This window comes from Paenibacillus sp. NRS-1782 (assembly GCF_050467685.1).
In the GTDB taxonomy this organism is placed as follows: Bacteria; Bacillota; Bacilli; order Paenibacillales; family Paenibacillaceae; genus Paenibacillus; species Paenibacillus terrae_A.
Genome location: NZ_JBITPH010000045.1, coordinates 86129 through 111727 on the forward strand (window position 1 = coordinate 86129; position 25599 = coordinate 111727).

The 25599-nt window shown below is 47.0% G+C and carries 20 protein-coding genes and 1 riboswitch; of the genes, 17 read left to right on the top strand and 3 right to left on the bottom strand.

Annotation, left to right across the window (positions count from 1 at the left end; all coding sequences use genetic code 11):
• Positions 1 to 109: 109 nt before the first annotated feature.
• Both ACIFQM_RS17920 and ACIFQM_RS17925 read right to left on the bottom strand, forming a co-directional pair.
• Positions 110 to 1300 (bottom strand): glycoside hydrolase family 130 protein, encoded by a 1191-nt coding sequence (locus tag ACIFQM_RS17920; RefSeq protein ID WP_430065954.1) that lies wholly within the window; start codon positions 1298 to 1300, stop codon positions 110 to 112.
• A complete protein-coding gene (locus tag ACIFQM_RS17925) occupies positions 1297 to 2472 on the bottom strand; it encodes an AGE family epimerase/isomerase (protein ID WP_430038952.1) in 1176 nt (391 codons plus the stop codon). The genes ACIFQM_RS17920 and ACIFQM_RS17925 overlap by 4 nt, the downstream gene beginning before the upstream one ends.
• A gap of 319 nt (positions 2473 to 2791) precedes the next feature.
• On the opposite strand from ACIFQM_RS17925, the gene ACIFQM_RS17930 reads away from it, so the two are divergent.
• The 14 genes from ACIFQM_RS17930 (at position 2792) to ACIFQM_RS17995 (ending at position 21359) form a co-directional block, all read left to right on the top strand.
• Positions 2792 to 4114 carry an ABC transporter substrate-binding protein gene (locus ACIFQM_RS17930; RefSeq protein WP_430038950.1) on the top strand — a complete coding sequence of 441 codons (1323 nt, stop codon included), beginning with the start codon at positions 2792 to 2794 and terminating at the stop codon, positions 4112 to 4114.
• Between the two features lie 66 nt (positions 4115 to 4180).
• Positions 4181 to 5065 (top strand): carbohydrate ABC transporter permease, encoded by an 885-nt coding sequence (locus ACIFQM_RS17935; RefSeq protein ID WP_430038948.1) that lies wholly within the window; start codon positions 4181 to 4183, stop codon positions 5063 to 5065.
• 2 nt (positions 5066 to 5067) lie between these two features.
• A complete protein-coding gene (locus ACIFQM_RS17940) occupies positions 5068 to 5901 on the top strand; it encodes a carbohydrate ABC transporter permease (protein ID WP_430038946.1) in 834 nt (277 codons plus the stop codon).
• Between the two features lie 45 nt (positions 5902 to 5946).
• Complete coding sequence (locus ACIFQM_RS17945) at positions 5947 to 6996, top strand: glycoside hydrolase family 130 protein (protein WP_430065922.1); 1050 nt, start codon at positions 5947 to 5949, stop codon at positions 6994 to 6996.
• Positions 6997 to 7008: 12 nt separating this feature from the next.
• Positions 7009 to 7968: an acetylxylan esterase gene (locus ACIFQM_RS17950; RefSeq protein ID WP_430038942.1), complete on the top strand. Its 960-nt coding sequence runs from the start codon at positions 7009 to 7011 to the stop codon at positions 7966 to 7968.
• A 56-nt stretch (positions 7969 to 8024) separates the two neighbouring features.
• Positions 8025 to 8124, top strand: a riboswitch (purine riboswitch).
• Between the two features lie 69 nt (positions 8125 to 8193).
• Positions 8194 to 9378 carry an MFS transporter gene (locus tag ACIFQM_RS17955; RefSeq protein ID WP_430065924.1) on the top strand — a complete coding sequence of 395 codons (1185 nt, stop codon included), beginning with the start codon at positions 8194 to 8196 and terminating at the stop codon, positions 9376 to 9378.
• Between the two features lie 80 nt (positions 9379 to 9458).
• Entirely contained in the window at positions 9459 to 9602 is a 144-nt protein-coding gene (locus ACIFQM_RS17960; protein WP_430038938.1) for an RAxF-45 family protein, read from the top strand.
• 106 nt (positions 9603 to 9708) lie between these two features.
• Complete coding sequence (abc-f, locus tag ACIFQM_RS17965) at positions 9709 to 11793, top strand: ribosomal protection-like ABC-F family protein (protein ID WP_430038936.1); 2085 nt, start codon at positions 9709 to 9711, stop codon at positions 11791 to 11793.
• Positions 11794 to 12228: 435 nt separating this feature from the next.
• Positions 12229 to 12408 (top strand): FDLD family class I lanthipeptide, encoded by a 180-nt coding sequence (locus ACIFQM_RS17970; protein WP_430038934.1) that lies wholly within the window; start codon positions 12229 to 12231, stop codon positions 12406 to 12408.
• Between the two features lie 170 nt (positions 12409 to 12578).
• Entirely contained in the window at positions 12579 to 13307 is a 729-nt protein-coding gene (locus tag ACIFQM_RS17975; protein WP_430038932.1) for an ABC transporter ATP-binding protein, read from the top strand.
• A complete protein-coding gene (locus ACIFQM_RS17980) occupies positions 13304 to 14104 on the top strand; it encodes an ABC transporter permease (protein WP_430038930.1) in 801 nt (266 codons plus the stop codon). The genes ACIFQM_RS17975 and ACIFQM_RS17980 overlap by 4 nt, the downstream gene beginning before the upstream one ends.
• A gap of 807 nt (positions 14105 to 14911) precedes the next feature.
• Positions 14912 to 18100 (top strand): lantibiotic dehydratase, encoded by a 3189-nt coding sequence (locus tag ACIFQM_RS17985; RefSeq protein WP_430046913.1) that lies wholly within the window; start codon positions 14912 to 14914, stop codon positions 18098 to 18100.
• Entirely contained in the window at positions 18097 to 19980 is a 1884-nt protein-coding gene (locus ACIFQM_RS17990; protein WP_430038926.1) for an ABC transporter ATP-binding protein, read from the top strand. The genes ACIFQM_RS17985 and ACIFQM_RS17990 overlap by 4 nt, the downstream gene beginning before the upstream one ends.
• A complete protein-coding gene (locus tag ACIFQM_RS17995; RefSeq protein ID WP_430046911.1) occupies positions 19977 to 21359 on the top strand; it encodes a lanthionine synthetase C family protein in 1383 nt (460 codons plus the stop codon). Before ACIFQM_RS17990 ends, ACIFQM_RS17995 begins: the two co-directional genes overlap by 4 nt.
• Before the next feature lie 107 nt (positions 21360 to 21466).
• Here ACIFQM_RS17995 and ACIFQM_RS18000 read toward each other — a convergent pair whose 3' ends face one another.
• Positions 21467 to 22471 (bottom strand): cellulase family glycosylhydrolase, encoded by a 1005-nt coding sequence (locus ACIFQM_RS18000; RefSeq protein WP_430046909.1) that lies wholly within the window; start codon positions 22469 to 22471, stop codon positions 21467 to 21469.
• Positions 22472 to 22637: 166 nt separating this feature from the next.
• On the opposite strand from ACIFQM_RS18000, the gene ACIFQM_RS18005 reads away from it, so the two are divergent.
• Genes ACIFQM_RS18005 through ACIFQM_RS18015 form a run of 3 tightly spaced genes read left to right on the top strand, consistent with a single transcriptional unit; the run spans position 22638 to position 25577 of the window.
• Entirely contained in the window at positions 22638 to 23870 is a 1233-nt protein-coding gene (locus ACIFQM_RS18005) for an ABC transporter substrate-binding protein (protein WP_430038920.1), read from the top strand.
• A 16-nt stretch (positions 23871 to 23886) separates the two neighbouring features.
• Positions 23887 to 24753: a carbohydrate ABC transporter permease gene (locus ACIFQM_RS18010; RefSeq protein ID WP_430038918.1), complete on the top strand. Its 867-nt coding sequence runs from the start codon at positions 23887 to 23889 to the stop codon at positions 24751 to 24753.
• Complete coding sequence (locus ACIFQM_RS18015) at positions 24753 to 25577, top strand: carbohydrate ABC transporter permease (RefSeq protein WP_430038916.1); 825 nt, start codon at positions 24753 to 24755, stop codon at positions 25575 to 25577. The genes ACIFQM_RS18010 and ACIFQM_RS18015 overlap by 1 nt, the downstream gene beginning before the upstream one ends.
• The last annotated feature ends 22 nt before the right edge of the window (positions 25578 to 25599 follow it).

Sequence of the window (25599 nt, forward strand, 5' to 3'; positions counted from 1 at the left end):
ATCAGCAGCGTAGCTGCCCAGAGGACAACCATTAGCCTGCGGATAACAGTTGTTCTCTGGATAGTATACATGGTTCCGCAGGCAGGATAAAGCTTGCGGCTTATGACCGCTACGAAGAATGAGGGCTTGCTTGCAATAGCGCTTCATTGCGCTGAATCAGTTCACGTCGGACAGCGGCGCTGCCGAGTGAACGCCGTGGGTCAGGCGGTGTGTTGAACGTGTAGTCCTCCAAGCGGGCGACGGTCGTTGTTGCCACGTGGATACGGGTATCACTGGAGGCGTAGTAAATAAAGACTTCATTTTGCTCGTTAACCAATGCTCCATTGCAAAAGATAACGTTCGAGACATCCCCGACACGCTCTTCATCATAGGGGGCTATAAAATGCCCGCCGGGCTTAGCGATGACGCGCAAAGGGTCCTCCAGGCTGGTGGCAAAGGTGTACAGCACATATCGCAAACCAGCGGCGGTATTGCGTACGCCATGAGCGATATGAATCCAGCCGCGGCTGGTCTTGATCGGAGCGGGCCCTTGTCCGTTCTTGGCTTCGTACACCGTATGATAGCAGCGCTCGTCAATCACTGTTTCGCTCTCAATCACAGGCTGTGTAATATCCTCGCACAGACCGAAGGCAATGCCGCCGCCCGAGCCGGTGGAAATAAATCCATCCTGCGGACGAGTGTAAAAGGCGTATTGGCCGTTCACGAATTCGGGGTGCAGGACAACGTTACGCTGTTGCGGTGATCGGGTGGAGATATTCGGTAGACGGGTCCATGTGCGAAGATCGCGGGTGCGGACCAGTCCGGCCTGAGCGACAGCGCTGGAGGTGTCGTGTGCTGGTGCGTCAGGATCCTTTTTCTCTGAGCAATAAATGCCGTAGATCCAGCCGTCCTCATGCTTCACCAGCCGCATATCGTACATGTTCGTTTCGTCCGGGTCGATATCGTCCCATACCAATGGGGCATCAATGAACCGGAACTGGTCAATACCGTTATCGCTCTCGGCCAGGGCAAAAAATGATTTCCGATCCAGCCCCTCGGTGCGGGAAACCAGAATATATTTGCCCTCATGATAGATCGCGCCCGGGTTTAACGCTGCATTCACGCCCAGACGCTCCATGAAAAACGGGTTCGTCTGCTCGTTCAAATCAAACCGCCAGTGCAGCGGGACGTGATGACGTGTGAGTACAGGGTAACGGTAACGTTCGTAGATGCCATTGTAAAAGGTGGTGTTGACCTCATTCGGGCGTGTAATCAGTTCCTCTTGCTGCGCAAGCAGCTTATTGTATTGGGTATGAATCATTTCGTTCCCGTCCTTTCCAGCATTTCGATGCAAAATCGGCTGTTGTGATAAGGGCATTTCCAAGGTCCTGCAACTTCTTTTGGATCAGGCTTGCCATCCGCTTGAACGGACCAGAACCATTCACCTCCAGGTCGTGGATCTACGATATACTGCCGAGTGTAGGCCCACAAATCCCGTACAATCTGTAAGAAACGTTCGTCCTGAGTTCGTTGATACGCATTGTAAAAGCCAACGATTCCTTCTGCCTGTACCCACCATATGCGCGAGGTGTCTACCCGATCGCCTTCCCGTTCGTTGATCAGTGAACCATCTGGCTGAACAGCACGTTCGGCTACCGCATGGGAGATATCCACCACCATCTCTACATATTCCGGGGGATGGTGCCCCAGTACGTTCATAGCTTCCTCAATCAGCCAACTGGCTTCAATGTCGTGACCGTACGAGGTCAGGTCGAGCAGAGAGCGCCAGTCACTGTCGAAAAATACCCCCAACCGCCGGGCGGAAGCATCGTAAACACGACTGTATAAAATGTCCAGTACATTCGCCAGTGCATCGCGCACGCTTTTATCCGGCCATACGCGCAGTAATTGGGTATACGCTTCCAGAACATGAATATGTGTATTCATGGTGATATACGCGGTAACCCCGTTTTCGCTGAGTAGCTCATTGGGCTGTATGTTCCACATACGGTCAAATTGTTCACCATATGCTTGGCGGGTGCGATCATATCCTTTTTGCTCCAGCAGGTGAAACAGCTCCTTAGCTAGTGGCAGTGCATCGGGGTCGCCCGTTGCCTGCGCATATTCGGACAAGGCATAAATGGCGAATGCCTGCGCATAGACGTGCTTGCACGTGTCGTCAGGACGGCCCGTATGATCTGCCATCCAGTACATTCCTCCATATACCGGGTCTATCAGGTGCTGTTGCAGGAACAGGAAAGCGTGTCGTGCGGCATCCTTATAGATGCGTTCCCCGGTCACACGGGCTGCCGCCGAGAATGACCAGAGTAACCGTGCAGTGGCAATCCCGCCCTTGTCCGCCTTCGTATGGATGTGCAGATCGACATCCACCTCACCATAAAATCCACCGTGCGCTTCATCCTTCAACCTTAGCCAGAACGGGAGTATATGATCCTTCCATTCCTGTCTGATCTCATGTAGCAACGTGTCCAAGAGGCAAAATCCTCCTTTGTAATTTATATTAGGTTATCGTTAACTTTATTTAAAATCATAATCACGTATTTAAAAGCTGTCAACTCTCCTGAAACATAACCGTTACCCCAAGGCTAATGGTTATGTTTCAGGGCAGCTATGCTGCTGTCGTTATTACTCTGGTTGGGAATATATGTCCGAAATATATTGAAATTATGAAACTTTTGTAGCTCTGATTATATTCACAAAATAATAAAATTGACATAGTAAGCGTTATCATAATAAAATGATTTTGTTAGTTTAACGATAACCTTATTTTAAAAGAAGGAGGGGTCGTTTTATGAAGTTGTCCAAGGTTTTGGTGCCGTTACTATCGGTGCTATTGTTAGCGGGGTTGTTTGCAGGGTGTGCCCCAAAAGGATCAGATACGCCAGCAGCCAGCTCTGATCCGAAGGATGTGGAGGGCGAAATCACGATCATCACACAGCGGACAGACATTGTGGATACGGTGTTTCAGGACTACGCCAAGGCATTTAACAAGCTTTATCCAAAGGTGAAGGTCAATTTTCAGGCATTAGCCGATTATGAGAGCCAAATTAAAATTCGGATGGGGACACGAGATTACGGAGATGTTTTGCTTATTCCTACCAGCATTCCCATTGCAGAGCTACCTGAATTTTTCGAACCACTAGGCACTTATGAGGAGATGAAGAGCAAGTATACCGGCATTGAAGAACGTATGGTGGACAATAATGTCTACGGTATTCCAGTAGCAATGACGTATTCCGGTGTGATTTATAACAAAAATGTGTTCAAGGATGCGGGAATCACGCAACTTCCTAAAACCCCGGATCAATTTTTGAAAGCGCTACAGCAGATTAAGGACAAAACCAAGGCGGTGCCGCTGTTTACGAACTATGCCTCCGGTTGGGCACTGACCCAGTGGGAAGCCGATTTGGCTACAGTGGCAGGTACGAAGGAATATGTGAATGTCACACAGCCGAGTACAGACGACAATTTCACGAAGGGTCAGCCTCACTATGAGCTGTATAAGATCATGTACGATGCCGCTAAAAATGGCCTGATCGAAAAAGACCCGACCACCACGGATTGGGAAACCTCCAAGGCGGATATGGCTCAAGGCAAAATCGGTACGATGGTACTCGGCTCCTGGGCGATTGACCAGATCAAAAGCACAGCGACCAACAAGGATGATATCGGCTTTATGCCTTTTCCGACCAATACCTCCAAGGTGCTTGTGCTGTTGGCAGGGGATTACAACCTCGGCATTAACGTAAACAGTGAAAATAAAGCAGCAGCCCGTGCCTGGGTGAATTGGTTTACCGAGAAGTCCAATTATGCCGTAGAGCAGTCGGGCAGCATTAGTCCGCTGAAGGGTGCGGAATTGCCTGACATTTTGAAGCAATACGAGGATCAAGGAGTTGTCTTTGAAACGCTCACTCCTTCTCCAAAAGGGCAGGAAGGGATTGTCAATAAAATCGACACAAAGGGAGAAATCGGTTTGTGGCAGCCGGACTTCAAGAAACGCATTATTGAGGCAGCGCTCGGTAACCGCCCGGAATCGTATGACACCATTATGAAGGATCTGAACGACGCATGGGTGAAGGCGCGTGCAGAAGTGGCTGCGAAGGAAGCCAAATAGTCATCTGAACTGACGATAGAAAGGATCGACGTAGCAGTCGATGGACGGATAGCCAGGAGGTGCAGCATGTTTAAATTTTCGAATCTTAGCTACTCCAAACAAAGAATGGCGATTATTGCAGCCTTTTCATTTATTCCGCTGGCGCTGCTGGTCACTTTTGCGTACTTGCCGGTGATCAACATGTTCAAATACAGCTTTTCGGACTGGAACGGCTACAGTAAGCGTCTGGAATATGTGGGCTTTGAAAACTATATCAAAATCTTTACCGACCCTGAGTATTTCTCGGTGTTTAAGGTCAGTCTATATTACTTTGTCGCTACGTTTGTACAGATGGGATTGGCCCTTTATTTTGCAACCATTCTCAGCTTTCAAACCTGGTTTAAAAATGTGTTTAAGGGCATTTTATTTTTCCCTTCCCTGATGAACGGGGTGGCGATTGGTTTTATTTTTCTATTCTTCTTCAAGCCGGATGGCACACTGGATACACTACTTCAGGCATTGGGGTTGGAATCGTATATCAAGCTATGGCTGGGCAACCCGGAGATTATCAATATTTCGCTGGCTGGCACGTCGATTTGGAGATACATGGGCTTTAACTTTATTGTGTTTCTCGGTGCGATTTCCTCCATATCAAGTGATCTGTATGAAGCGTCTGATATGGACGGGGCCAACCGCTGGCATCAGTTTCGGTACATTATTTTGCCAAGTATCAAGCGGATTTTGCAGCTGAATCTCATCCTGGCGATTAGTGGTGCGATCAGTGCATTCGATATTCCGTATATTATGACCGGCGGCTCCAATGGCAGTAAAACGTTTGTCATTCAGACGATTGACGTGGCGTTCAAGTACAGCAAGGTCGGTCTGGCCTCGGCGATGGCGGTTATTTTGCTGCTGATCGTGATTGTAGTTACGCTGCTGCAACGTTTGCTGATTCGGGGAGAGGAGGATTAACCGTGTATATGCTGAAAAGAACGCTGGCGAACGGCATTAAGTATGCCGCACTGTTGCTGAGTGCGTTCGTCGCTCTATTGCCGATTATCGTGATATTATTTGCTTCCTTGAAGACAAAGGCTGAATATGCGGCAACCAGTCCTCTGACTCCTCCGAACAATTGGTTCAATTGGGCGAACTATGCCAAAGCCTTTGTGAACGGCAACATGCTGACCGGATTTGTGAACACGGCCTTTATTCTGATCATTTCGATCATCGGCGCGACGTTGACCGGCTCTATGATCGCGTATATTTTGAATCGTTTTAAATTTAAAGGCAAAAGTCTCATGCTGGGTGCGTTTTTGCTCGCAACCCTCATTCCGGGGGTAACGACACAGGTATCGACATTCCAGATTATCAACAAGCTGGAGCTGTTTAACACGCCTTGGGCAGCTATTTTGCTGTATTTGGGAACCGATATTATTGCGGTGTATATTTTTCTGCAATTTCTGGATTCCATCGCGGTGGCGCTGGATGAATCAGCCATGCTGGATGGGGCCTCTTATCTGACCATCTACTGGCGCATTATTTTGCCCCTGCTCAAGCCCGCCATTGTGACGGTCATTATTATCAAAGGGGTTAATATTTACAACGATTTTTACACCCCGTTTCTGTATATGCCCAAAACAAGCCTTCAGGTCATTTCGACGGCGTTGTTCAAGTTTAAAGGGCCGTATGGCTCGCAATGGGAAGTGATCAGCGCGGGTATAATCATTGCTATTATTCCGACGTTAATTGCATTTTTGGCATTACAAAAATATATCTATAACGGATTTGCACAGGGTTCAGTGAAATAGAAAAAACGATAAAATCAAGTGTCTCGGTGAGAGGAGAGCATATGTATGAGTAAATTGAATGTGGATTTGGATGTAGGTAACGTACGAATTGTGGGAGACAGTCTGCCGGAAATGCCGTGGCAAGATAAGCCTGAAGGCAGTGAGGCTCCGGTATGGAGACATAGTGAGAATCCGGTCATTGGACGGAATCCGGTGCCGGGCATTGCCCGTATTTTCAACAGTGCAGTAGCTCCGTATGAGGGGCGGTTTGTGGGAGTGTTTCGGGCGGAAACGATTAATGGACGCCCGCATTTGCATCTGGGCTGGAGTGACGACGGGTTGGCTTGGGACATTGAAGCGGAGCGGCTGCATTTGGTCGATGAGGAAGGAAATGATTACCAGCCTAATTATGCTTATGATCCGCGTCTGGTTCGAGTGGAGGATACGTATTATATCATCTGGTGTACAGATTTTTACGGTGCGGCGTTGGGTATGGCACAAACGAAGGATTTTAAAAGCTTTGTACGATTGGAAAATCCGTTCCTGCCGTTTAATCGCAACGGTGTGCTGCTCCCCCGCAAATTAAACGGAAACTATGTGTTGCTATCCCGTCCGAGCGATAGCGGTCATACGCCGTTTGGTGATATTTTTCTCAGTGAAAGCCCGGATCTGGTGTATTGGGGCAAGCATCGCCATGTGATGAGCAAGGGCGGGCAGGGCTGGTGGCAATCGGTGAAGATTGGCGGCGGGCCAGCTCCGATTGAGACGACCGATGGCTGGCTGATGTTCTACCACGGGGTGACGGGCACGTGTAATGGGCTGGTATACAGCATGGGAGTAGCCGTTCTTGACCTGGATGATCCATCTAAGGTTAAATATCGTTCCTCCAATTTCGTGTTGACCCCAGAGGAATGGTACGAGGAAAGGGGCTTTGTGCCGAATGTGGTATTCCCGTGTGCTACGCTGCATGATGCGGACACCGGACGGATTGCAATTTACTATGGAGCCGCCGATACGTATGTAGGTGTCGCATACACGACAGTATCCGACATGATGAAGTATGTCATCGCAACGGATGAAGTGGTCGCAGACGACCATGAGTCGGGCCGAATGTAGGAGGGAACTTGAATGCCGGAGGATATGTCTTTACAGCAATTGCAGTCGTATACGGGCAGTAGTCCGAAGCCGCCGGATTTTGATGCGTACTGGGAACGGGCGCTACAGGAGCTGGAGCGGCAGCCGCTGGATATTACGCTGGAGCCAGCCGATTTTGTCTCTCCGCTGGTGGAGTGCTTTCATTTGTATTTTACAGGAGTAGGCGGAGCGAAGGTTCATGGAAAGCTCGTCCGACCCAAGCATTTTACAGAAAAAGGTCCGGCTTTGGCGATGTTTCATGGATATTCCTCTGACAGTGGCGACTGGTTCGACAAGGTGAGCTATGCGGCACATGGATTTACCGTACTGGCTCTGGATTGTCGGGGGCAAGGCGGTTTGTCTGAGGACAACTTGCAGATTCAGGGAACGACGATTCGCGGGCATATTATCCGGGGAATCGACGACCCAGACCCGGATCGGCTCTATTACCGCAATGTATTTCTGGATACCGTGCAGACGGTGCGCATTCTGATGTCGATGGAGCAGGTAGACCCTGATCGAATCGGCGCATTCGGCTGCTCCCAAGGGGGAGCATTGACGGTTGCCTGCGCAGCATTGGAGCCACGTGTGCGTGTAGCGGTTCCGGTATATCCGTTCCTGTCGGACTATAAAAGAGCTTGGGCGCTGGATGCCACCACGTCTGCATATGAGGAACTGGTGTATTATTTTCGATTGTTTGATCCGAATCATGTGCGCGAGGAGGAGCTGTTTCACCGATTAGGCTACATTGACATTCAACATTTGGCAGATCGTATTCGCGGTCGGGTGCTATTTGTGACGGGGCTGTCGGATACGGTTTGTCCGCCCTCCACACAGTATGCGGTGTACAATAAAATCGCGTCGGACAAGGAAATGCTCCTGTATCACGAATACGGCCATGAATACTTACCGTATCTATCGGATCGCGCCATGAGTGAATTTTTACAGCTTTAGGGGGTTGAACTTCGGGTTCGGCTCCTTTATAGTAATATCTATAACCTTCGTGATGCGTGATCAATGAATGTCCCATTTGTATAACCTCAATAATATGGTTTGAGGGTCTCTACCAGGAACCGATAAATCCTGATTACAAAAAATGTGCGTCTTTGTACATTTCTTGTGGTCAGGATTTTTTTGCGTATATCGAGGGATTTACATGATAGCAAAGGAGCTTATGTAATGAACTTTAAAGTAGTTATCTTAACGATTGCGACCTTTACGGTCGGGCTGGTGGAGTTAATTATCGGTGGCGTCCTGCCCCAGATTGCGCAGGATTTGAATGTCTCCGTAAGCACGGCGGGACAGCTTATTATGATCTATGCGCTTGTCTATGCTATCGCCGGGCCGACATTATTGGCGCTGACCGCCAGAATTGAACGAAAACGGCTGTATTTATGGTCGATGTTTATTTTTATTCTGGGAAGCCTGTTGGCCTTCTGGAGTCCGAATTATGCGGTTTTATTTATATCCCGTATCGTTACCGCCGCAAGTGGATCATTGATTGTGACGTTATCGCTGACGATTGCCGTCAAGGTGGTGTCCAAGGCTTATCAGGCCCGGGTTCTCGGTGTGATCTCCATGGGGGTTAGCTCGTCCATCGTGCTTGGTATTCCAGCCGGGGTACTGATTGGAAATGCATTTGGCTGGCGGGTGCTGTTCCTGATTATCGCCGTGTTGACAGTGGTTGCTATGATCGTCATCAGTTTGTTTATGGAGCGGATTCCGACGGAGCAGGCTGTACCTATGCGCGAGCAATTGAAATCCTTGAAAAATGTTAAAGTCATCAGTGCTCATCTGGTTACTGCGCTGACATTGGCAGGGCATTACACGCTGTATGCGTATTTCACTCCATTTATGGAGAATATGATGGGCTTGAACGCATCGTGGATTAGTGTCGCTTATTTTGTATTTGGACTTTCGGCCGTTGGGGGCGGTTTTATTGGCGGCTCTTTGGCGGATCGTTTTGGCACAGCGAAAAGTATTTTGATTATTGTGGGCGTATTTATCGCCGTGATGTTCTTGCTGCCATTCTCGGTTCACTCGATGTATGTATTTGTGCCGTTGCTGATTATTTGGGGAATATTGAGCTGGGCCTTGTCCCCGCCGATGCAGAGCTATCTTATCGAAAATGCCCCCGAATCGGGTAGTATTCAGCAAAGCTTCAATTTCTCCGCTCTCCAGATCGGGATTGCCCTCGGCTCAGCCCTGGGAGGTGCGGTAATTGAGAATAGTGAATCGGTTGCCACGAATGCCTGGGTAGGCGGGGTTTTTGTGATTGTTGCTTTTGTATGCGGCGTATTTTCGATTACCAGAACTGGGACATCGGAGGCCATCAGAGGGCACGGGCACCAATCCATATTATAGCTTGATCCGGCATTCCCCTCTTTTATTATGCAAAAAACTATGTTATGCTACACGCAATTATGAAGAAGGAGGTGAGGTAGGTGAATCACGAGATGCTGAACAACCGTATTAGCCAGCTGCCGATTGCTATGGCTGGCATTATGCATGCTTTTCCATACAACGGGAGAAGTCTGTCCAATTTTAATCATACGGTTGTAAACATCGCGAGAAGACGCCTACCTTAACTCGAACGGATTGCTATATCATCCAAAGAGTCGCGGGCTACTAGCTCCTGCGGCTCTTTTTGTGTTGCGCGGGTAAGGGTCTTCCTAAATAAAGGAGAGCCTAGACATGTATATTGTGAACGGTCAACAATTGAAAAAATACCACGGTGCCAATCTGATTCTGGACGGTGCATCGTTTGATATTCATACGGGGGAAAAGGTGGGGCTCATCGGTCGCAACGGAAGCGGCAAAACCACCCTGTTACGCCTCATTGCGCGTTTATCTCGACCGGATGAAGGGCAGCTCGTCATCGCCAAGAATACGAAAATTGGCTATTTGCCGCAAATCCCGGCGGAGTTTGAACACTTGAGTGTGTATGAAACGCTGGCTTACGCCTATCGTGAGTTGAAGGATTGCCGTAATCAGATGAGTGAGTTGGAGTGTGAAATGTCCGATCCGGTTGTAGCTGCGAATGCGGATTGTTTGGAAAAGCTGCTGCAATCGTATGCAGCCTTGCAAGAACGGTTTGAGCGAAGCGGCGGCTATGAAATGGACGCGAATATCGACCAGGTAGCCGACGGGCTGCGTATTCCCAAAGCCATGTATACGCGCAGCTTCGGTTTGCTCTCCGGCGGTGAGAAAACGAAAATTGCACTCGCGTCCCAACTCATCGGACGACCGGATCTGCTGCTGCTGGATGAGCCGACCAACCATTTGGATTTAAAAGGTTTGGAATGGCTGGAGCAATTTTTGCAAGGCTATACGGGCGCGTGTGTGGTTGTATCCCATGATCGTTATTTTCTGGATCGCGTTGCCGTCAAGATGATTGAGCTGGAGGATGGCGAGGCGTTTACGTATTATGCAAACTACAGTGGCTACGTCAAGGAGAAGGAAGAACGGCTGCTGCTGCAATTCGAGGACTACAAGGAACAACAAAAGCGGATCAAGAAGATGAAAGAGGCCATTCGGCGTCTTGAAGAGTGGGGACGCAATGGGGATAACGAAAAGTTTTTTAAAAAAGCGAACTCGATTCGTAAGGCGCTGGAGCGTATGGAGCTGGTGAAGCGGCCTGTACTGGACCCGCAAGGGGCTGAGTTTAATTTGAGACTGGAGGACCGTTCGGGCCGGCGCGTGCTGCATTTCGAAGAAATGGCCAAAGCCTACGGGGAGCGCCAGATATTAAAAGGGGCTACGGGCAGTCTGGAATTTGGCGAAAAGGTGGCTTTGTTAGGAGATAACGGTTCTGGAAAAACGACGCTGCTCAAGCTGCTGCTTGGTCAGGAGAGTGCGGATGCAGGCATGGTGCAATGGGGCGCACGCGTGGAGTATGGATATTTGGCGCAGCAGGAAGGAGAGCGGGACAGTCGTGCGACCGTGCTTGTGTACTTTAAGGAAGAAGCGGGTGTGGAGGAAGGCGAGGCACGCGGACTGCTGGCGAAGTATTTGTTCTACGGAGCAGATGTGTTTAAGCCTGTTAGCATGCTGTCCGGTGGAGAATGGTCCCGCTTGCGGTTGGCGTTGCTGGTCATGAAAAAGCCGAATTTGCTGGTGCTGGATGAGCCGACCAACCACTTGGACATCGACTCACGCGAGGCGCTGGAGGAAGCGCTGGAAAGCTACACGGGAACCGTGCTGGCGATTTCGCACGACCGTTATTTTGTGAACAAGCTGGCCGGGCGCGTCTGGGAGCTGGAGGACGGAAAGCTGGCCTCTTATCTGGGCGGCTTCGATGAATACCGGGTGAAGAAGCGGGAACTGGAACACGCCCGCCTCCTGAGCGCAGGAGATGTCGGGGCACGCAGCATGGCATCCGGAAGCAGAGCCGCTGTAGGTGGCTGCTCTGGCTTGGACGGGGCTGCATCTGCCAGAGCAGCCGGCAACGGAACGGCTTCGGCTGTGCGGACAGGAGCGCCTGCCGGGGCCGATGCGAGCCGCTTGGACTCGCCCGCCGCAGGTGGCGGGTCATCCGCTGGCACGGGGGCAGACGGAGCGAGGGCCGCCGCGAAGTCGTCCCGTACGCCCGCCATATCCAGCGAGCGGCTGGAGCGGGCGATTGCCGCCAAGGAAGCGGAATTGGCGGCGGCGGATGCCGAACTGGAGCAGCTCGGTACAAGCAGCGACACGATGCGCATGGCGGAGCTGTGGGACGCGCGTGAACGACTGCAAGCGGAGCTGGACACGCTGCTCGGCGAGTGGATTGAACTGGAGTAGGTGGCGGGATGGTCACTGGATGAGCATTGCTAGAACAACAAAGGTATAATTTTATACAAAGCATAGCCCTGAGGTAGAACGTTCACCGAGGGGCTATGCTTTGTATGGTTAAAGAGATCGTTAGTGAAAATTAATAGCCAATATATTAACATAAATGAATATTTATAAATTATATTCATGCTTTTGGTATATACCTTTTTCATTTTGCAACATGTGATATCTTTGTGTCTGTAGAAATAAATCCAATAATTGTTATAAGAAGTTTTGGTTTCCAACAAAGAACATACATACAGATTGTCCACGTAGTATATGGCAATATTTCGAGTGGGTGACGATCTGGTCGGGGTGTTGTTCATATAAATCCTTCGACGGGCGAGTTTTTGGCAGCTCGTTGAAAATGAAGGGTACGTCTAAAAACGAAAGGGGGAGAATGCAATGGCTGACAATTTATTTGATCTGGATGTTCAAGTAAACAAATCTCAAGGTTCTGTGGAACCTCAACTTACTAGTGTTGCTAGATGCTCTGGTGGATGTGGTGATGATAAAACCGATAATACTAAATGCGTAGCTACTTGTGGAAAAAATTGCTACACCAATATAGGGGCTTTTTGCTAGTCACTATATTTTATAGTTTCATCGTTTTCTTAATGTATGAATTTTATAATTAAAAATAGGAAGTGGAACGTCTAGATAGTTCCTCTTCCTGTTAAAAAAAGCGGACGATCAAAGTATAAATGATCGTTTTCAGAATGATCTTATACTTTGTTTGTGGATGGAGGGAAAGTATGTCGGATGCCTTATTGGAGGTCAGTCAGGTAACGAAAAAAATGGGGAAAAGAAAGTTATTGAATGACATTTCCTTCGAGCTTGAAAAAGGGAAAATATACGGATTCATCGGTCCGAATGGAGCCGGAAAAACGACGATGATGCGAATCATGACCGGATTGATGCAGCCAACCAGCGGCTCCGTAAGGATTGCTTCATACGATGTACAAACGGATCGGGAAAAGGCGTTGTCTAAGGTAGGAGCTATTATTGAATCTCCAATATTTTTTGACTATATGACAGGCAGGCAGGTTTTGCGTAATTTGTCACGGTTGCACTCCGAAATTACCCCTTCAGGTCGAGAGATACATATTGAAGAGTTGCTTACAAAGGTGAGGCTTGAAACACGGGCGGATGACAAGGTGAAAACCTATTCCCTGGGTATGAAGCAAAGGCTCGGGATTGCGCAGTCTATGCTGGGGGCTCCAGAGCTTCTTTTGCTAGATGAACCGTCAAACGGCCTTGACCCTATGGGGATGCGGGAGCTGAGAGATATTGTGCTTCGTCTGCGTGAATCGTCAAATTATGCCTTTTTTATTTCAAGTCACTTGCTGGATGAGTTGCAGCAAATGTGTGACGAACTGATTGTAATTAAAGAAGGGACACTAGTTTGGAAGGGGCCAGCTGATCAACTGGTGGAGGACGGCCAACGTCTGGAGGATGCTTTTATGGGATTGATGGGACTATGAAGCTATTAATATACAGCGAGTTCGAGCGATTATGGAGACGAAAGTGGTTCTGGCTCATGGTTTTATGTACACCGGTGCTAGCTTGTTCGACAGGAGTATATTTTTTGCGCACCATGAAGGTTCCTGTAGAGGTATTATCCTTAAACTTTGTCGTTACTGGTCTGCGTGAGAATTTGTTTTTAGCATGCAACATGGCTGTGGCTGCTTTAGCTGCTGCTGTATACACAGAGGAGTTTCGAAGCGGGCAACTGCGTTTGTTATTTATACGCCGATATACCCGCGGTCAGATTTTCTGGAGTAAGCTGCTGGTTTTGAATACTTCTATCTTGCTCCTTCTCATTGCGTTTGCAGTATCCTCGCAGGTGATCGTTGAAGTATGGAGGCTTTCATATGATGTAAGTGACGCGGGTCTGTCTGGATCTCAAGGACTGCAGATGCTTGAATACTATGGTTGGGCGCTTGCCTCATTATTAGCAATAAGCTCCTTCTACTGCTTTGTCGCTATGTACAGCAAGAGTGTAACGTATGCCATCGGTGTTTGTATGGTATACAATCTGGGCTCTCTGTTGTTTGATTCGTTGTACTTAAAATTGGCCTCTTTTGTTTCTCATGTCCCATACGTATACAACATAATCACATTTATGTTTATTCCGTATATGCAGCATACAGGCTTAGATAGATCTTTAATGGGGAATTTGTCCGTGAATGGAGCGATTGCTACTGCTGTTAGTTTATATCTTATCTTTTTTACTTGGGGGGCATACCGCCGCTTTGTGGCCGATGATTATTTGTGTTAGGGGGATCTCTTTATGCTGGGAATCTGGCGAAGTGAGATGGAACGGATCTGGAATCGCAAGTCCACTCTTTGGTTGTATATAGCCTATATATTCATAGTTATTGCAACTATATGGAGTCATAAAGTAACTGGCACGAAGGTCTTACGTTTTGGTGAAGGGACCGTAACCGTAAATAATCTAAACTTGCCATGGCTGATGATGAGTGAGGTTGCTCTATTTCTAACTACAGCGATGCTGCCTATCCTGTATGTGGATCAGTTAAGTGGTGATCTTTACTCGGGGGCGTACAGGTTATACATGTTACGGCCGTACCGCCGTTTTCAGTTTTGGCTTGCTAAGTTGTGTGCACTATCAGTTACGACGGTCATTTTTATAGGGACAAGTTTGCTTATAAGTATATTTGCGGGATGGTTGCTTTTTCCGCATAGTTCTACTTTTTTAAAATATGGTTCATCAGTGATGTCTACCTCATCAGATGCCATCCCATACATACTTGGATTCTATCTTATATTAACGATGGTTTGCTTGGTGAAGCTTATGTTGAGTAGCGCAATATGTTTGTATGTATCCCGACCCTTGTTTGCCTATATAGTTATTCTGTTTTTATCTGTATTCCTCTTTGAGTTGTTTAGGCCACTTATTATATTGATGGACCCATTTCAACAAATAATGCTTGCTCTAAGGGTGGACAATTCCTTTAAGTTTTGGATGTGTGTAGGAGGTGTGATTGTGGCATGTATGTTTATTAGTTTTACTCGATGGCAAAAAAAAATTGTTTAGAAGTTCTGTCTGGAACGGAGGCTTCTCATGAAAAAAACAGGAAATCTGTATAAAACTTTAGATTTTTTTATGTTGCGTACTCCTGTGCTACCTATGGAGGAGTTTGCAAAATGCTTCCCAAACTGCGTTGAAGAGGGCGAAGACGTCAGGGGGGTGGCTTTACGTTATCTTTCCGAATTGTCTCACAATTCGTTCATTCGTGAAGCAATGGCCGCTTCCAGCCCCACTTTGCTTGATTCTTTAGTACATATCAGCAATTCAGACAATCCGCGCAAACAGGGACAGGTCATCAAGGCCTTCATGCGCTATATCCTAAGAATGATCACACGACCCACGCCATTTGGTTTGTTGGCCGGAGTAACCTATGGACAATTCGGAGAACAAGCGCGGCTCTGTTTGCAAGGCCCTGATACCTATCAAAAGCGCGCAAGACCTGACATGGAATGGTTGTTAAAGATAGTGGAGTTAATCGAAAGCCATCCTGAGGTCGTGCGACAGCTCAAAGTTCAGCGTAATACATTGATCTATCGCCAGGGTAGCCGGGCTAAAATTCCCTACACGACAAGGCATGGCAGTATGACTAAAGGTGAAGATCAGAGCGTATCTGTGCGTGCAACCCATGTATTTGATTGTATGATAGATGCAAGCTCAAGCCCCATTCCTTATACTGAATTGATTCATCAGCTTCAGCAGAAATTCATGGATGCTGCTCCTGAAACGATTGAGCGTTATGTGTGGCAGCTATTTGAGCAAGAGTTTTTGATTTCGGAAATCATTCCCCCTACCACAACCACTGACCCGCTTAATCATATCCTGTCTGTTCTGAAATCAGTAACGGGTATGGATGAACTCAAAGAAAAACTGGTTCACATCACAGATGCTGTTCATAAATATAATCGTCTTCCTATAGGCCAGGGTGAGGACTTGCTGAGACAATTAAGACAGAACATGGAAGACATATTTCATGTGAAATCAAGTCTGCAAATTGACCTTTCTCTGGAGAATCGAAGTATGACCCTACCTCAGTCTATTCGTAGCGATGTAGAGCGTATAGCTGAATTGCTGACTAGGCTTTCGACACGTGAGAACAGATCGCTGGATGAGTTTAGCGTGGAATTCCTTGAGAAGTATGGTCCATATCGGGAGGTTCCATTACTGGAGCTGTTGGATGAGGACACGGGATTAGGAGCACCGATGGGTTACAAACATCCCACCAGTCGTAGGGGACGTTTGCAGAACACGTCACGGTCCAAGTTCAGGTTACACTATGAAAAACTCCTATTTCAATGGTTTGTGTCCTGTATCCGCGACGGAAAAGATGAAATTGTATTAACAGATGTGATGATTGATGAAATTATGAAGGGGCAAGAACAGGATGAATGGGTCGCCTTGCCATCCATGGAACTGATATTTCAGCTTGTAGCATCTACCGAAATAGATGTGACTCGCGGGGAGTACACTCTTTTGTTGGGACCCAATCAGGGCTCTGATGGAGCAGGAAAAACGTTTGGAAGATTTTTGGATCTGTTTGGGGAGGATTTTGGAGCTATATTTTCCGTGATTCAGTCAGAAGAGCAGCAGCTACAACCTGATAAGCTATTGGCCGAAATATCCTATTTGCCCAGCGCGGGAAGAGTGGCCAATGTAGTATTAACCAAGCCTACCCGGCCTTATGAAATAGCGATAGGAACCAATCATGTAGTGCATGAGGAAGGGCAAATTCATGTATCGGATCTCGTTGTTGGCGTGCGTAATGAGCGGTTCTATTTGAAATCTATTAGCCGTAATCACGAGGTTATTGCCAAAGCTGGGCATATGCTCAATACAGAAATGACACCCAACATATATCGTTTCATCCTTGAGGTTGGCGACAGCGGTTACCACCAATGGTCACCTATGGATTGGGGATTCGCGGAACAGTCTCCATTTACCCCGCGTCTCAGATATGAGCATATCATTCTCCATCCTGCTACGTGGAGAATCGTAAATGACCTGCCAACTAGCCAGTCCAAGGATATAGGAATGATTGAAGAGCAGGTATGCCAATTCCGAAGGGAATGGCGTGTACCGCGTTATGTATACATGATTGAATCGGATAACCGCATCTTGCTGGATCTGGATCACCCGTTACATATGGAACAAGTTTGCAGGGACCTTCAATCCAAAGGGAAAGTCACTTTAATTGAGCATATAGGTGATGTCGAAGAAACGCCAGTCTCCCGTAGAGATGGTCATTTAGCGGCCGAGTTTGTGTTCCCGCTCGTAAGGAATCAGGCTATTAATACACACCTTTTTGGGGAAGAGGTTGCTGTTTCCCTAGATATAGTTTATGAGGATGCAAGTCAAGGTTCTGTAGAAGCAGCCTGTATCTATCTACCTGGAGGGCGTTGGCTTTATGCTAAATTATACGGTCTAAACAGCCGACAGGATGAGTTTATAGGGAAATACTGGGACGAATTTGTGCAGACGCATCAACACAGTGGAGATATCCTTCAAGGATACTTTATCCGATATGCAGATCCTGATAAACATCTTCGTGTCAGGTTTGAATTATCGAGGGATTGTGAAACGAATGTGTTTCTCTCTTTGTTCCATCACTGGACTGAAATGCTTGTGGGTGAAGGTTTGGTGTCCAGAGTTGTGATCGATACGTACGAGCCTGAAATAGAGCGTTACGGTGGAAGTGGACTTATGATATGGGCTGAGCGAGTGTTTTCGTCTGACAGTGAGGTGACAGCCAAGCTTGTACGCCTTATCAGATTCAATCAAACGTCCTTGCAACAGGAGATTATAGCCACACTAAGTGTCATTAACTTGCTGAGGCAGTTTGGATACCATGCGGAGGATGCTTGTGTATTACTGAATCAACACTTTAATGTTAAAGAGTATTTGGAAGACTTCCGTAAGGAAAGGAAGTTCTTTTTACAATGGATGACATCTAATCAGGAAAATCCAACTTCAACCCAATCCAGCCGGAACTCCATAGAGAATATTTTTAACCTGAGAAAAGAAGCTGTAGAGCAGTATAGTCGTGTGCTCTATGAGCAGGAACAGGAAGGAGTGTCCACCAACACAAGAGAGGATATTGTATATAGTGTGGTTCATATGCATTTGAATCGATTGCTCGGGATAGACAGGAAACGGGAACGTAAGGTGATGATTATTGCCAGACATGCTATGAACAGTCTAGTTCAATATCGGGGGAATCGCCAATGAGCCGTACGCAAACAACTACGAATCGCAAAAATTCCTCCATCTGGAAGAGTTTAATTCAAGGATTAAAGCTGTTTGCATTGGTATTTCGTATGAATAAGCCTTATATGGTTTTCAGCGTTTTTTTGCATATTGTTCAGGGTTTGATGCCTGTTCTTACATTAATTATTATGAAAAATCTGCTTAATAGTATTGTTTATTCCGATACCCAAGGCATTTCTTTAATAATGTTACAGTTTGGGTTGTTCATAGCAATTTACGTACTGAAAAATGTAGTTACAATGAGCCAAACCTATGTTGAAGGTACGCTTGAAGCAGTGTTGTCCAAGTCATTAAATATGATGATAGGGGAGAAATCAAGCTCTTTGGGATTAGCAGATTATGAAAATTCAGAAATAAATGATCAGCTAAAGCGTGCAACCCAGGAAGCCTCTTATCGACCATACCAGTTGTATACCCAAATGGCGGGCATTTTATCGAGTCTTGTCACTATGCTTTCCTCCGCAGCTTTACTTTTTTTGTGGAAATGGTGGGTGGTCGTCATTTTATTTATGATCTCTCTGGTGTCCGTATATTCTATTTTTAAGTTAAATAAAGAACAATTTGAAATTTATATGAATCGGACCCCGTTATATCGGCAGTCTTGGTATATGACCTTTCTACTAACCAATGACCGTGCGGTCAAGGAAGTAAAAATTTTTAATATAAGTTCATATTTGCTTAAAAGATATGGGGAATTATTGCAAAAATTTTTTGTGGAAGACCGGCGAATATTAGGCAAGCGGGTCACCATTACTTTTATGTACAGCCTGTTGGAGCTTGCTGTGTTGTTTGGAGTAGTGTGGCTGGCTATCAGGGAGACCTTCGAGAAAAAATTATTAATAGGTAGCTTATACGGCTATATTCAGGCGATTATGCTGACCCAAAGCCAGATGCAGGCCTTGATTCAGGGGATTGTCCAATTTTCGCAAAATAATTTGTATATGGAGCAGTTATTTTTATTTTTACAGTTGCCCACATCGGATCCGATCCACCGTCAAAAGGAACAGGCGCCGCCACTTAATCCAGAATACAGCAAGAAGTTTTGTATAGAGAAGGTATCCGTTGAGGGAGTTTCTTTTACCTACTCTGGTCAAACAGCTCCTTCCATTCGGGATATTCATTTGACCATGAATAAAGGCCAGACAATAGCCATAGTAGGAAAGAACGGCTCAGGGAAATCGACGCTCATGAAGGTGCTGATGCAGCTATACTCCGATTATGAAGGTACGGTTAAAATAAATGGTCGTCCCGTTCAGGATTACGACTTGCAGAAGGTTCAGGACAAAATTGGCGTAGTATTTCAGGATTTTATGCATTATGAAATGTCAGCACGTCATAATATCGGTTTTGGATCGTTAGAGCGTATGGAGCAGGATGAGGAGCTCATCCATGCGGCTCAATACGCGGCTATAGACCAGATTATAACCAAGCTTCCGCAAGGATTGGACACGCAGCTTGGGAAATGGTTTGAAGAAGGCTATCAGCTCTCAGGCGGACAATGGCAGAGAATGGCAATTGCACGGGCATTTTTGCGGAAGGCGGATGTTTATATTTTGGATGAGCCGAATTCCTTTTTGGACCCGGTCGCGGAAAGGGATTTGCTCGTCCTGTTTCTTGAGTTGATGAAGGATAGCATCGGTATTTTTGTTACACACCGGACTTCTTCGGCACGTCTGGCTCAAAAAATCGTGGTCATGGATAATGGGGTAATTGTCGAGCAGGGAACCCATCGGGAGCTGATGCTACTGGATGGATTATATGCAGAGATGTACAGTATTCAAGCTAGTTCGTTCAATGAAGAAGAAGCTGTGGTCGAAACCGGAGGGAGAGTTTCAGGATGACGACGATTTCATATACATGCGACAACTGGATACCCGTCAAGGGAGAAATGAAGGATAAGATATCCGCAGTATTGCAGGAGATTGCCAAGCGTTACAGGGACCCGGATCAGGTACGTTTATGCATGCAAAAGGTGCCTCAAATAGAAGCTGACGGAACGAAAATAGATCGTTGGTCGGACGAGAGTTTAGCCAGTGGATTCCCAGGCATATGTTTATTTATGAGTGAGTTGGATCGATTGTATCCTGATGATGGATGGGATAGGGTAGGTCATCAATATCTGGAGCGGATTCGCATCATTCTGGAACAGCAGGGTATCCATAATGCATCCTTGTATAGTGGCTTATCAGGGATTTTGCTGGCCATTCATTCCTTATCCAGAAAAGGAATACGTTACCAAGGTATGTTGGACTCGCTCGCCTCCTGGTATGAAGAGATTGTTTCGCATAAACTGACTCAATATCGAGAAGAGTGGGAAAATGGACGGTTGCAAATGAGTCAATATGACACGATATCAGGCTTTGCGGGAATTGGGCGTATTACTATGCTATTCCTGAATCGTCCAGGTATGCATTTGATATGGGAGCAGACAATTGAGTTGTTCCAGATCATGTGCGGTGAGAAAAATACGAGTGGTTACACATTACCTGCTTGGCACATTTCACCGGAATATCAGTTTCAGGAGGGTGAAAAGCTACAATATCCTCAAGGGAATTTTAATTTAGGAATTTCACATGGCGTTGCAGGCCCGTTAGCTTTCCTGAGCTTGTCTGCTCTTCACGGAGCTGGCGCCCCCCTATTGAAAAATGACATTCATAGCTTGGCTCAATTTATAAACCATTGGCGTATTGAGGAAAAGGAAGGTATGATCTGGCCCGGTCGGGTTTCTTTTGAAGAATGGATGGGTGACTGTTTATTGCCTGACAGCACACAGCGTTATCGTGATTCCTGGTGTTACGGTGTACCAGGCATTGCACGTTCGATCTGGCTGGCAGGACAAGCAGTTCACAATGAAGAATGGATTGAAACGGGACTTCGCGCCTATTTGGATATAGAAAAACGGCTTTATCGCAACGGGGGACTAACCTCTGCCACATTGTGTCATGGTGTCGGAGGATTGCTGCAATTGGTTCAGCGTATGTATTCAGATACCGGACATGAGCAGCTAGGTGTGATACGGGACAGGCTACTGGAAGATGTATTAAATATGTTCGATTCTGAATCGCTGTTTGGTTTTTATGATCATAGCCTACTGGATGGAAGGCTTGTAGAAGTGGATGAGGCTGGTTTTCTGAATGGAAGTGCAGGTGTTGCTTTGGTGTTGGCTTCATTAATCGGGGAAGAAAATCCGGAGTGGGACGCTGCTTTTTTAATTCGCTAAAACGGAGATAAAAGCTTTAATCAATACAAAGGAAGATCCATTCGACCATTAGCGGGTCGTGGATCTTCTTTTATTAAATATCAATACCTTGGAACCTTAGTCAGACCTCAGTACACCGAAGCTGTTTTTGAAGTGTTCTTGATGCCGTTGGCATCGTTCAATATGATATTGCCCCATGCCGTCGGCGTTTTCCAGTCGCTGCTGTTCACAAGGTCAAGCCATGCGTTTTCGCTGTTGTTGCCCGTCCAGGACCAGGCCAGATAGCCGATGCCTTTGGCTTGGGATTGCTTCATGACCTCATAAGGGTTCACGGTGGAGCCCAGATTGTTGTTGCCATTGTTGTAGTTGTAGCCAAACTCGCCCACGATGACAGCCAGCCCCTTGTCCTTAATGGCTTGCAGCTCGGAGCCGATCTTGCTGGAATCATTGTAGTTGGCGTACATATGGACGGAGAACAGCAAATTATGGTTGGGATCATGCTGTAATAGCTCAATGCCATGGGCTTTAATCGGGGAAGCATATTGTCCCCAACCGGAGCCGTCGATCACAATCGTATTCGGCAAGCCTGCGTTGCGCAGGGTGGTGATCGCCGTTTTGTAAGCGTCCCGCCATGCGGCATCAGACAGGTTGTGGTCGCCCCATTCATTCGCGATATTCACGAGGACATACTTTTGGTTATCGGCCAGTACCTTTTTCACCGCTGGTTGAGCGAAATAACGGGCCATATCGTTCAAACGATTGGCATCATTGCTGCCCGTAACATCGTGCAGCTCAACGACGGAAATCAGCTTGAGCTGTTTGGCGTGGTTGATAATTTCCTCCAGTCTTTGTGCCGATCCATTCGTCTGCCACACAATGCGAACGGTGTTGGACTTCGTCGCCGCAATGGTATCCAATGCCTGATAGGCTTGTGTATCAAACCAGATATGAGGGTTATTCACTCCACGCATGACAAAGGTATTTCCGTTCGCATCCTTCAGACTGGTTCCGCTTACATAAAACCCCGAGGCTGCAAACGATGTACCTCCATTCAACAAACCCATGCCGCAACAAAGCAGAAATACTACAGCGAATACCCATACTTTTTTGGCATATAACCGCCAATCTCTCACAAACCAACGCCTCCTCTTCTATAGTCAAATTAATCCTATGTTGAAAATGGATACATATTACACCTATTGTGATGTTGGAATGACATATCGTTCCTTTTACATAGAGTTCGGGTATTAATTGTCTAGTCACGCAATAGATTGACATAGGGGAAAAGGAGGTATGAGTATGTGGAAATGGGGCAAGAGGCTGTCATTACTAGCTTTGATACTTCTAATGGCGATTATTGTAAGCGCATGCAATAAGGATGATGCGTCAGGCAAGGTGAAGATTGAATTTTTCCAGAACAAGCCGGAGGCCAAGGGTTCCTTCGATAAGCTGATCTCCCGATTCAATCAGGAGCATCTCGGCATTGAAGTGACACAGGTCAACCCGCCGGAGGCAGAGACGGTGCTGCTGACCCGAGTGGTCAAAAATGATGTACCTGACATTGTAGGGCTTGGGGCTACCGACACCTATTCCATTTTGGCGCAGAGCGGTATTTTTACGGATCTAGCGAATACAGAATTGCCACGTACAGTAGACCCGATTTACCTCAACATGCTCAAGGATGTGACTGGGGCCGATCCGGTGTTTGGAATTCCTTACGCTTCCAATGCGAATGGTGTGATGTACAACAAAACACTTTTTAAAGAAATGGGATTACAGGTGCCCAAAACGTGGGATGAGCTGATCCTAACGGCACAAAAGATCAAGGCTGCCGGCAAAATCCCGTTCTATTTTACATATAAAGATGATTGGCAGACGAACCTTCCCTTCAATGCACTTGGCCCGAATCTAGTGGGCATTGATTTTTTCCTGCAACGACGTGAAAATCAGGTCACCTTTCAGGACAAGTACCGCGAGGTGGCGGAAAAGCAGCTAAAGCTGCTGAAATACGGACATGGCGATAATTTTGGCAAAAACTATGCGGACGGGAACCGTGCCTTTGCTAATGGACAGGGGTTTATGTATATCCAGGGCTCATGGGCGATATCTGAAATCCGCAAGGCGAATCCGAAGGTGGAGCTTGGATTCTTCCCGTTACCGACAGGGAACGATGAACAGGCGGTCAAGCTGGTGTCCGGTATAGATACACTGTTAGCCGTTTCGGAGAGCACTCCGCATAAAAAAGAGGCTGAGGAGTTCATTGCCTTTCTGCTGAAGCCGGAGAACAGCAAGCAGTATATTACGGAGCAAACGCTGTTTTCAGCGGTGAAGGGAGTCACGCAGGATGACCCGAGTGTAGCGGGGCTGCTGCCGTATTTTAAATCCGGGCGTGTCATTGATTTTGCCGATCATTATATTCCGAAAGCCGTACAGTTAAACTCCATTGTGCAGGCCTTCCTGCAAAACGGAGACATCGACGCTTATTTGGCGAAGCTGGACAGTGAATGGGATAAGGTAGCTAACCGCCGATAAGGGAGGAGGATAAGACATGAACAAGCGACTAATGGCTTTCTATGGGATGACCGTGCCGGCTGTCCTGTTGTTTTTTATATTTTTGACATTGCCTGCTTTTCAGGGCTTTTATTATTCGCTCACGAACTGGAACGGCTTTGGTCATCAATATCACTTTGTCGGGTTCAAAAACTATGTCAACCTGTTTCAGGACGATAATGTGGGGAACGCATACTGGTTTACCTTCAAATTTGCTATTGTGGTTACGGTTGCGATTAACGTTCTCAGCTTGCTAATTGCGCTGGGGCTGAATGCTAAAATTCGGTTCCGTAACTTTTTCCGGGGTATTTATTTTTTGCCTAATATTTTGAGTGTGCTGATTGTCGGATACATATTCAATTACCTGTTTTCGAACGTGTTTACGATTTGGGGGCAAAATGTAGGCATTACCTCTTTATCGACCAACATTTTGGGCAGCGAACAGTTGGCTTGGGTGGGGGTTGTAGTTGTAGCCGTATGGCAGGGGATTGCCTTCAATACGATTCTGTATCTGGCCGGGCTGCAAACCATTCCAACCAGTCTGTATGAGGCATCCAATTTGGACGGTGCAGGCAAATGGCGTGAATTCTGGAGTATTACGTTTCCGCTGATTGCCCCGTTTTTTACGATCAATATGGTATTGGCGATGAAAAATTCTCTCATGGTGTTCGACCAAATCGTGGCCTTGACGAACGGTGGACCGGGGCGGGCAACACAGTCGATATCACACTTGATCTATACAGGGGGCTTTAGAGGCGGGGAATTTGCTTATCAGTCGGCGAACTCTGTCATTTATTTTATTGTGATTGCGATGATTTCCATCTTGCAGCTACGATTCCTCCAGAGAAGGGAGATGGATAACTGATGAGAACGAGCAGACTTACCAACTGGCCTGTACTGCTTTTGGTGGCGTTGGGAACGATATTTATCCTGTTTCCCCTCTATATGACGGTGACGATTGCGCTTAAAAATCCTGAGCAGATGGCGCATTCTGCCTTTGCTTTTCCAACGGAGCTGCATTGGGAAAATTTTAGTCGTGCGGTGGACATGACCAACTTTTTCAGCGCTTTTCAGAATAGTGTAGTGGTCACGACATCAACGGTAGTGCTGACGCTGTTGACCAATTCCATGGTCGCTTATGCCATTTCGCGTAATATGCAGCGGCGCTTTTTTAAGGGGTTATATTTTTATTTTGTGAGCGCGATGTTCATTCCGTTCCCGATCATTATGCTGCCGATTGTCAAATTGGCCTCGGGACTTCACATGACCAATCTGTTTGGTCTGATTATGCTGCATACGGTATACGGGCTGGCGTTTAATGTGTTCGTCTATGTCGGCTATATCCGTTCCATTCCGGTTGCGCTGGAAGAAGCGGCTACGGTGGACGGGGCGACAACATGGGGCACATTCTGGCGAATTATTTTTCCATTGATGGCACCGATCAGTGCTACCGTGGGGATTCTCACCTGCCTGTCCACCTATAACGATTTTCTGCTGCCGCTCATTATAATCAGCGACCCGGAGCAGTACACGCTGCCGCTCGTTCAGTATGTGTTCCAGGGGCAGTTTAATACAGACTTCAATCTGGCCTTTGCCTCGTACCTGATGGCCTTGCTGCCAATGATTATCGTCTATTTGATGGCACAAAAATGGATCATCAACGGTGTTACGCAAGGCTCTGTGAAGTAAGTGAGAATAGAATAACTCCAAC

Bases quoted from the DNA above. Each gene is read 5' to 3' on its own strand.
- ACIFQM_RS17955 (WP_430065924.1), top strand. From the start codon at position 8,194: ATGAACTTTAAAGTAGTTATCTTAACGATTGCGACCTTTACGGTCGGG.
- ACIFQM_RS18005 (WP_430038920.1), top strand. From the start codon at position 22,638: ATGTGGAAATGGGGCAAGAGGCTGTCATTACTAGCTTTGATACTTCTA.
- ACIFQM_RS17985 (WP_430046913.1), top strand. From the start codon at position 14,912: ATGAAAAAAACAGGAAATCTGTATAAAACTTTAGATTTTTTTATGTTG.
- ACIFQM_RS17920 (WP_430065954.1), bottom strand. From the start codon at position 1,300: ATGATTCATACCCAATACAATAAGCTGCTTGCGCAGCAAGAGGAACTG.
- ACIFQM_RS17980 (WP_430038930.1), top strand. From the start codon at position 13,304: ATGAAGCTATTAATATACAGCGAGTTCGAGCGATTATGGAGACGAAAG.
- ACIFQM_RS17990 (WP_430038926.1), top strand. From the start codon at position 18,097: ATGAGCCGTACGCAAACAACTACGAATCGCAAAAATTCCTCCATCTGG.
- ACIFQM_RS17930 (WP_430038950.1), top strand. From the start codon at position 2,792: ATGAAGTTGTCCAAGGTTTTGGTGCCGTTACTATCGGTGCTATTGTTA.
- abc-f (WP_430038936.1), top strand. From the start codon at position 9,709: ATGTATATTGTGAACGGTCAACAATTGAAAAAATACCACGGTGCCAAT.
- ACIFQM_RS17945 (WP_430065922.1), top strand. From the start codon at position 5,947: ATGAGTAAATTGAATGTGGATTTGGATGTAGGTAACGTACGAATTGTG.
- ACIFQM_RS18015 (WP_430038916.1), top strand. From the start codon at position 24,753: ATGAGAACGAGCAGACTTACCAACTGGCCTGTACTGCTTTTGGTGGCG.
- ACIFQM_RS17950 (WP_430038942.1), top strand. From the start codon at position 7,009: ATGCCGGAGGATATGTCTTTACAGCAATTGCAGTCGTATACGGGCAGT.
- ACIFQM_RS18010 (WP_430038918.1), top strand. From the start codon at position 23,887: ATGAACAAGCGACTAATGGCTTTCTATGGGATGACCGTGCCGGCTGTC.
- ACIFQM_RS17975 (WP_430038932.1), top strand. From the start codon at position 12,579: ATGTCGGATGCCTTATTGGAGGTCAGTCAGGTAACGAAAAAAATGGGG.
- ACIFQM_RS17970 (WP_430038934.1), top strand. From the start codon at position 12,229: ATGGCTGACAATTTATTTGATCTGGATGTTCAAGTAAACAAATCTCAA.
- ACIFQM_RS17935 (WP_430038948.1), top strand. From the start codon at position 4,181: ATGTTTAAATTTTCGAATCTTAGCTACTCCAAACAAAGAATGGCGATT.
- ACIFQM_RS17995 (WP_430046911.1), top strand. From the start codon at position 19,977: ATGACGACGATTTCATATACATGCGACAACTGGATACCCGTCAAGGGA.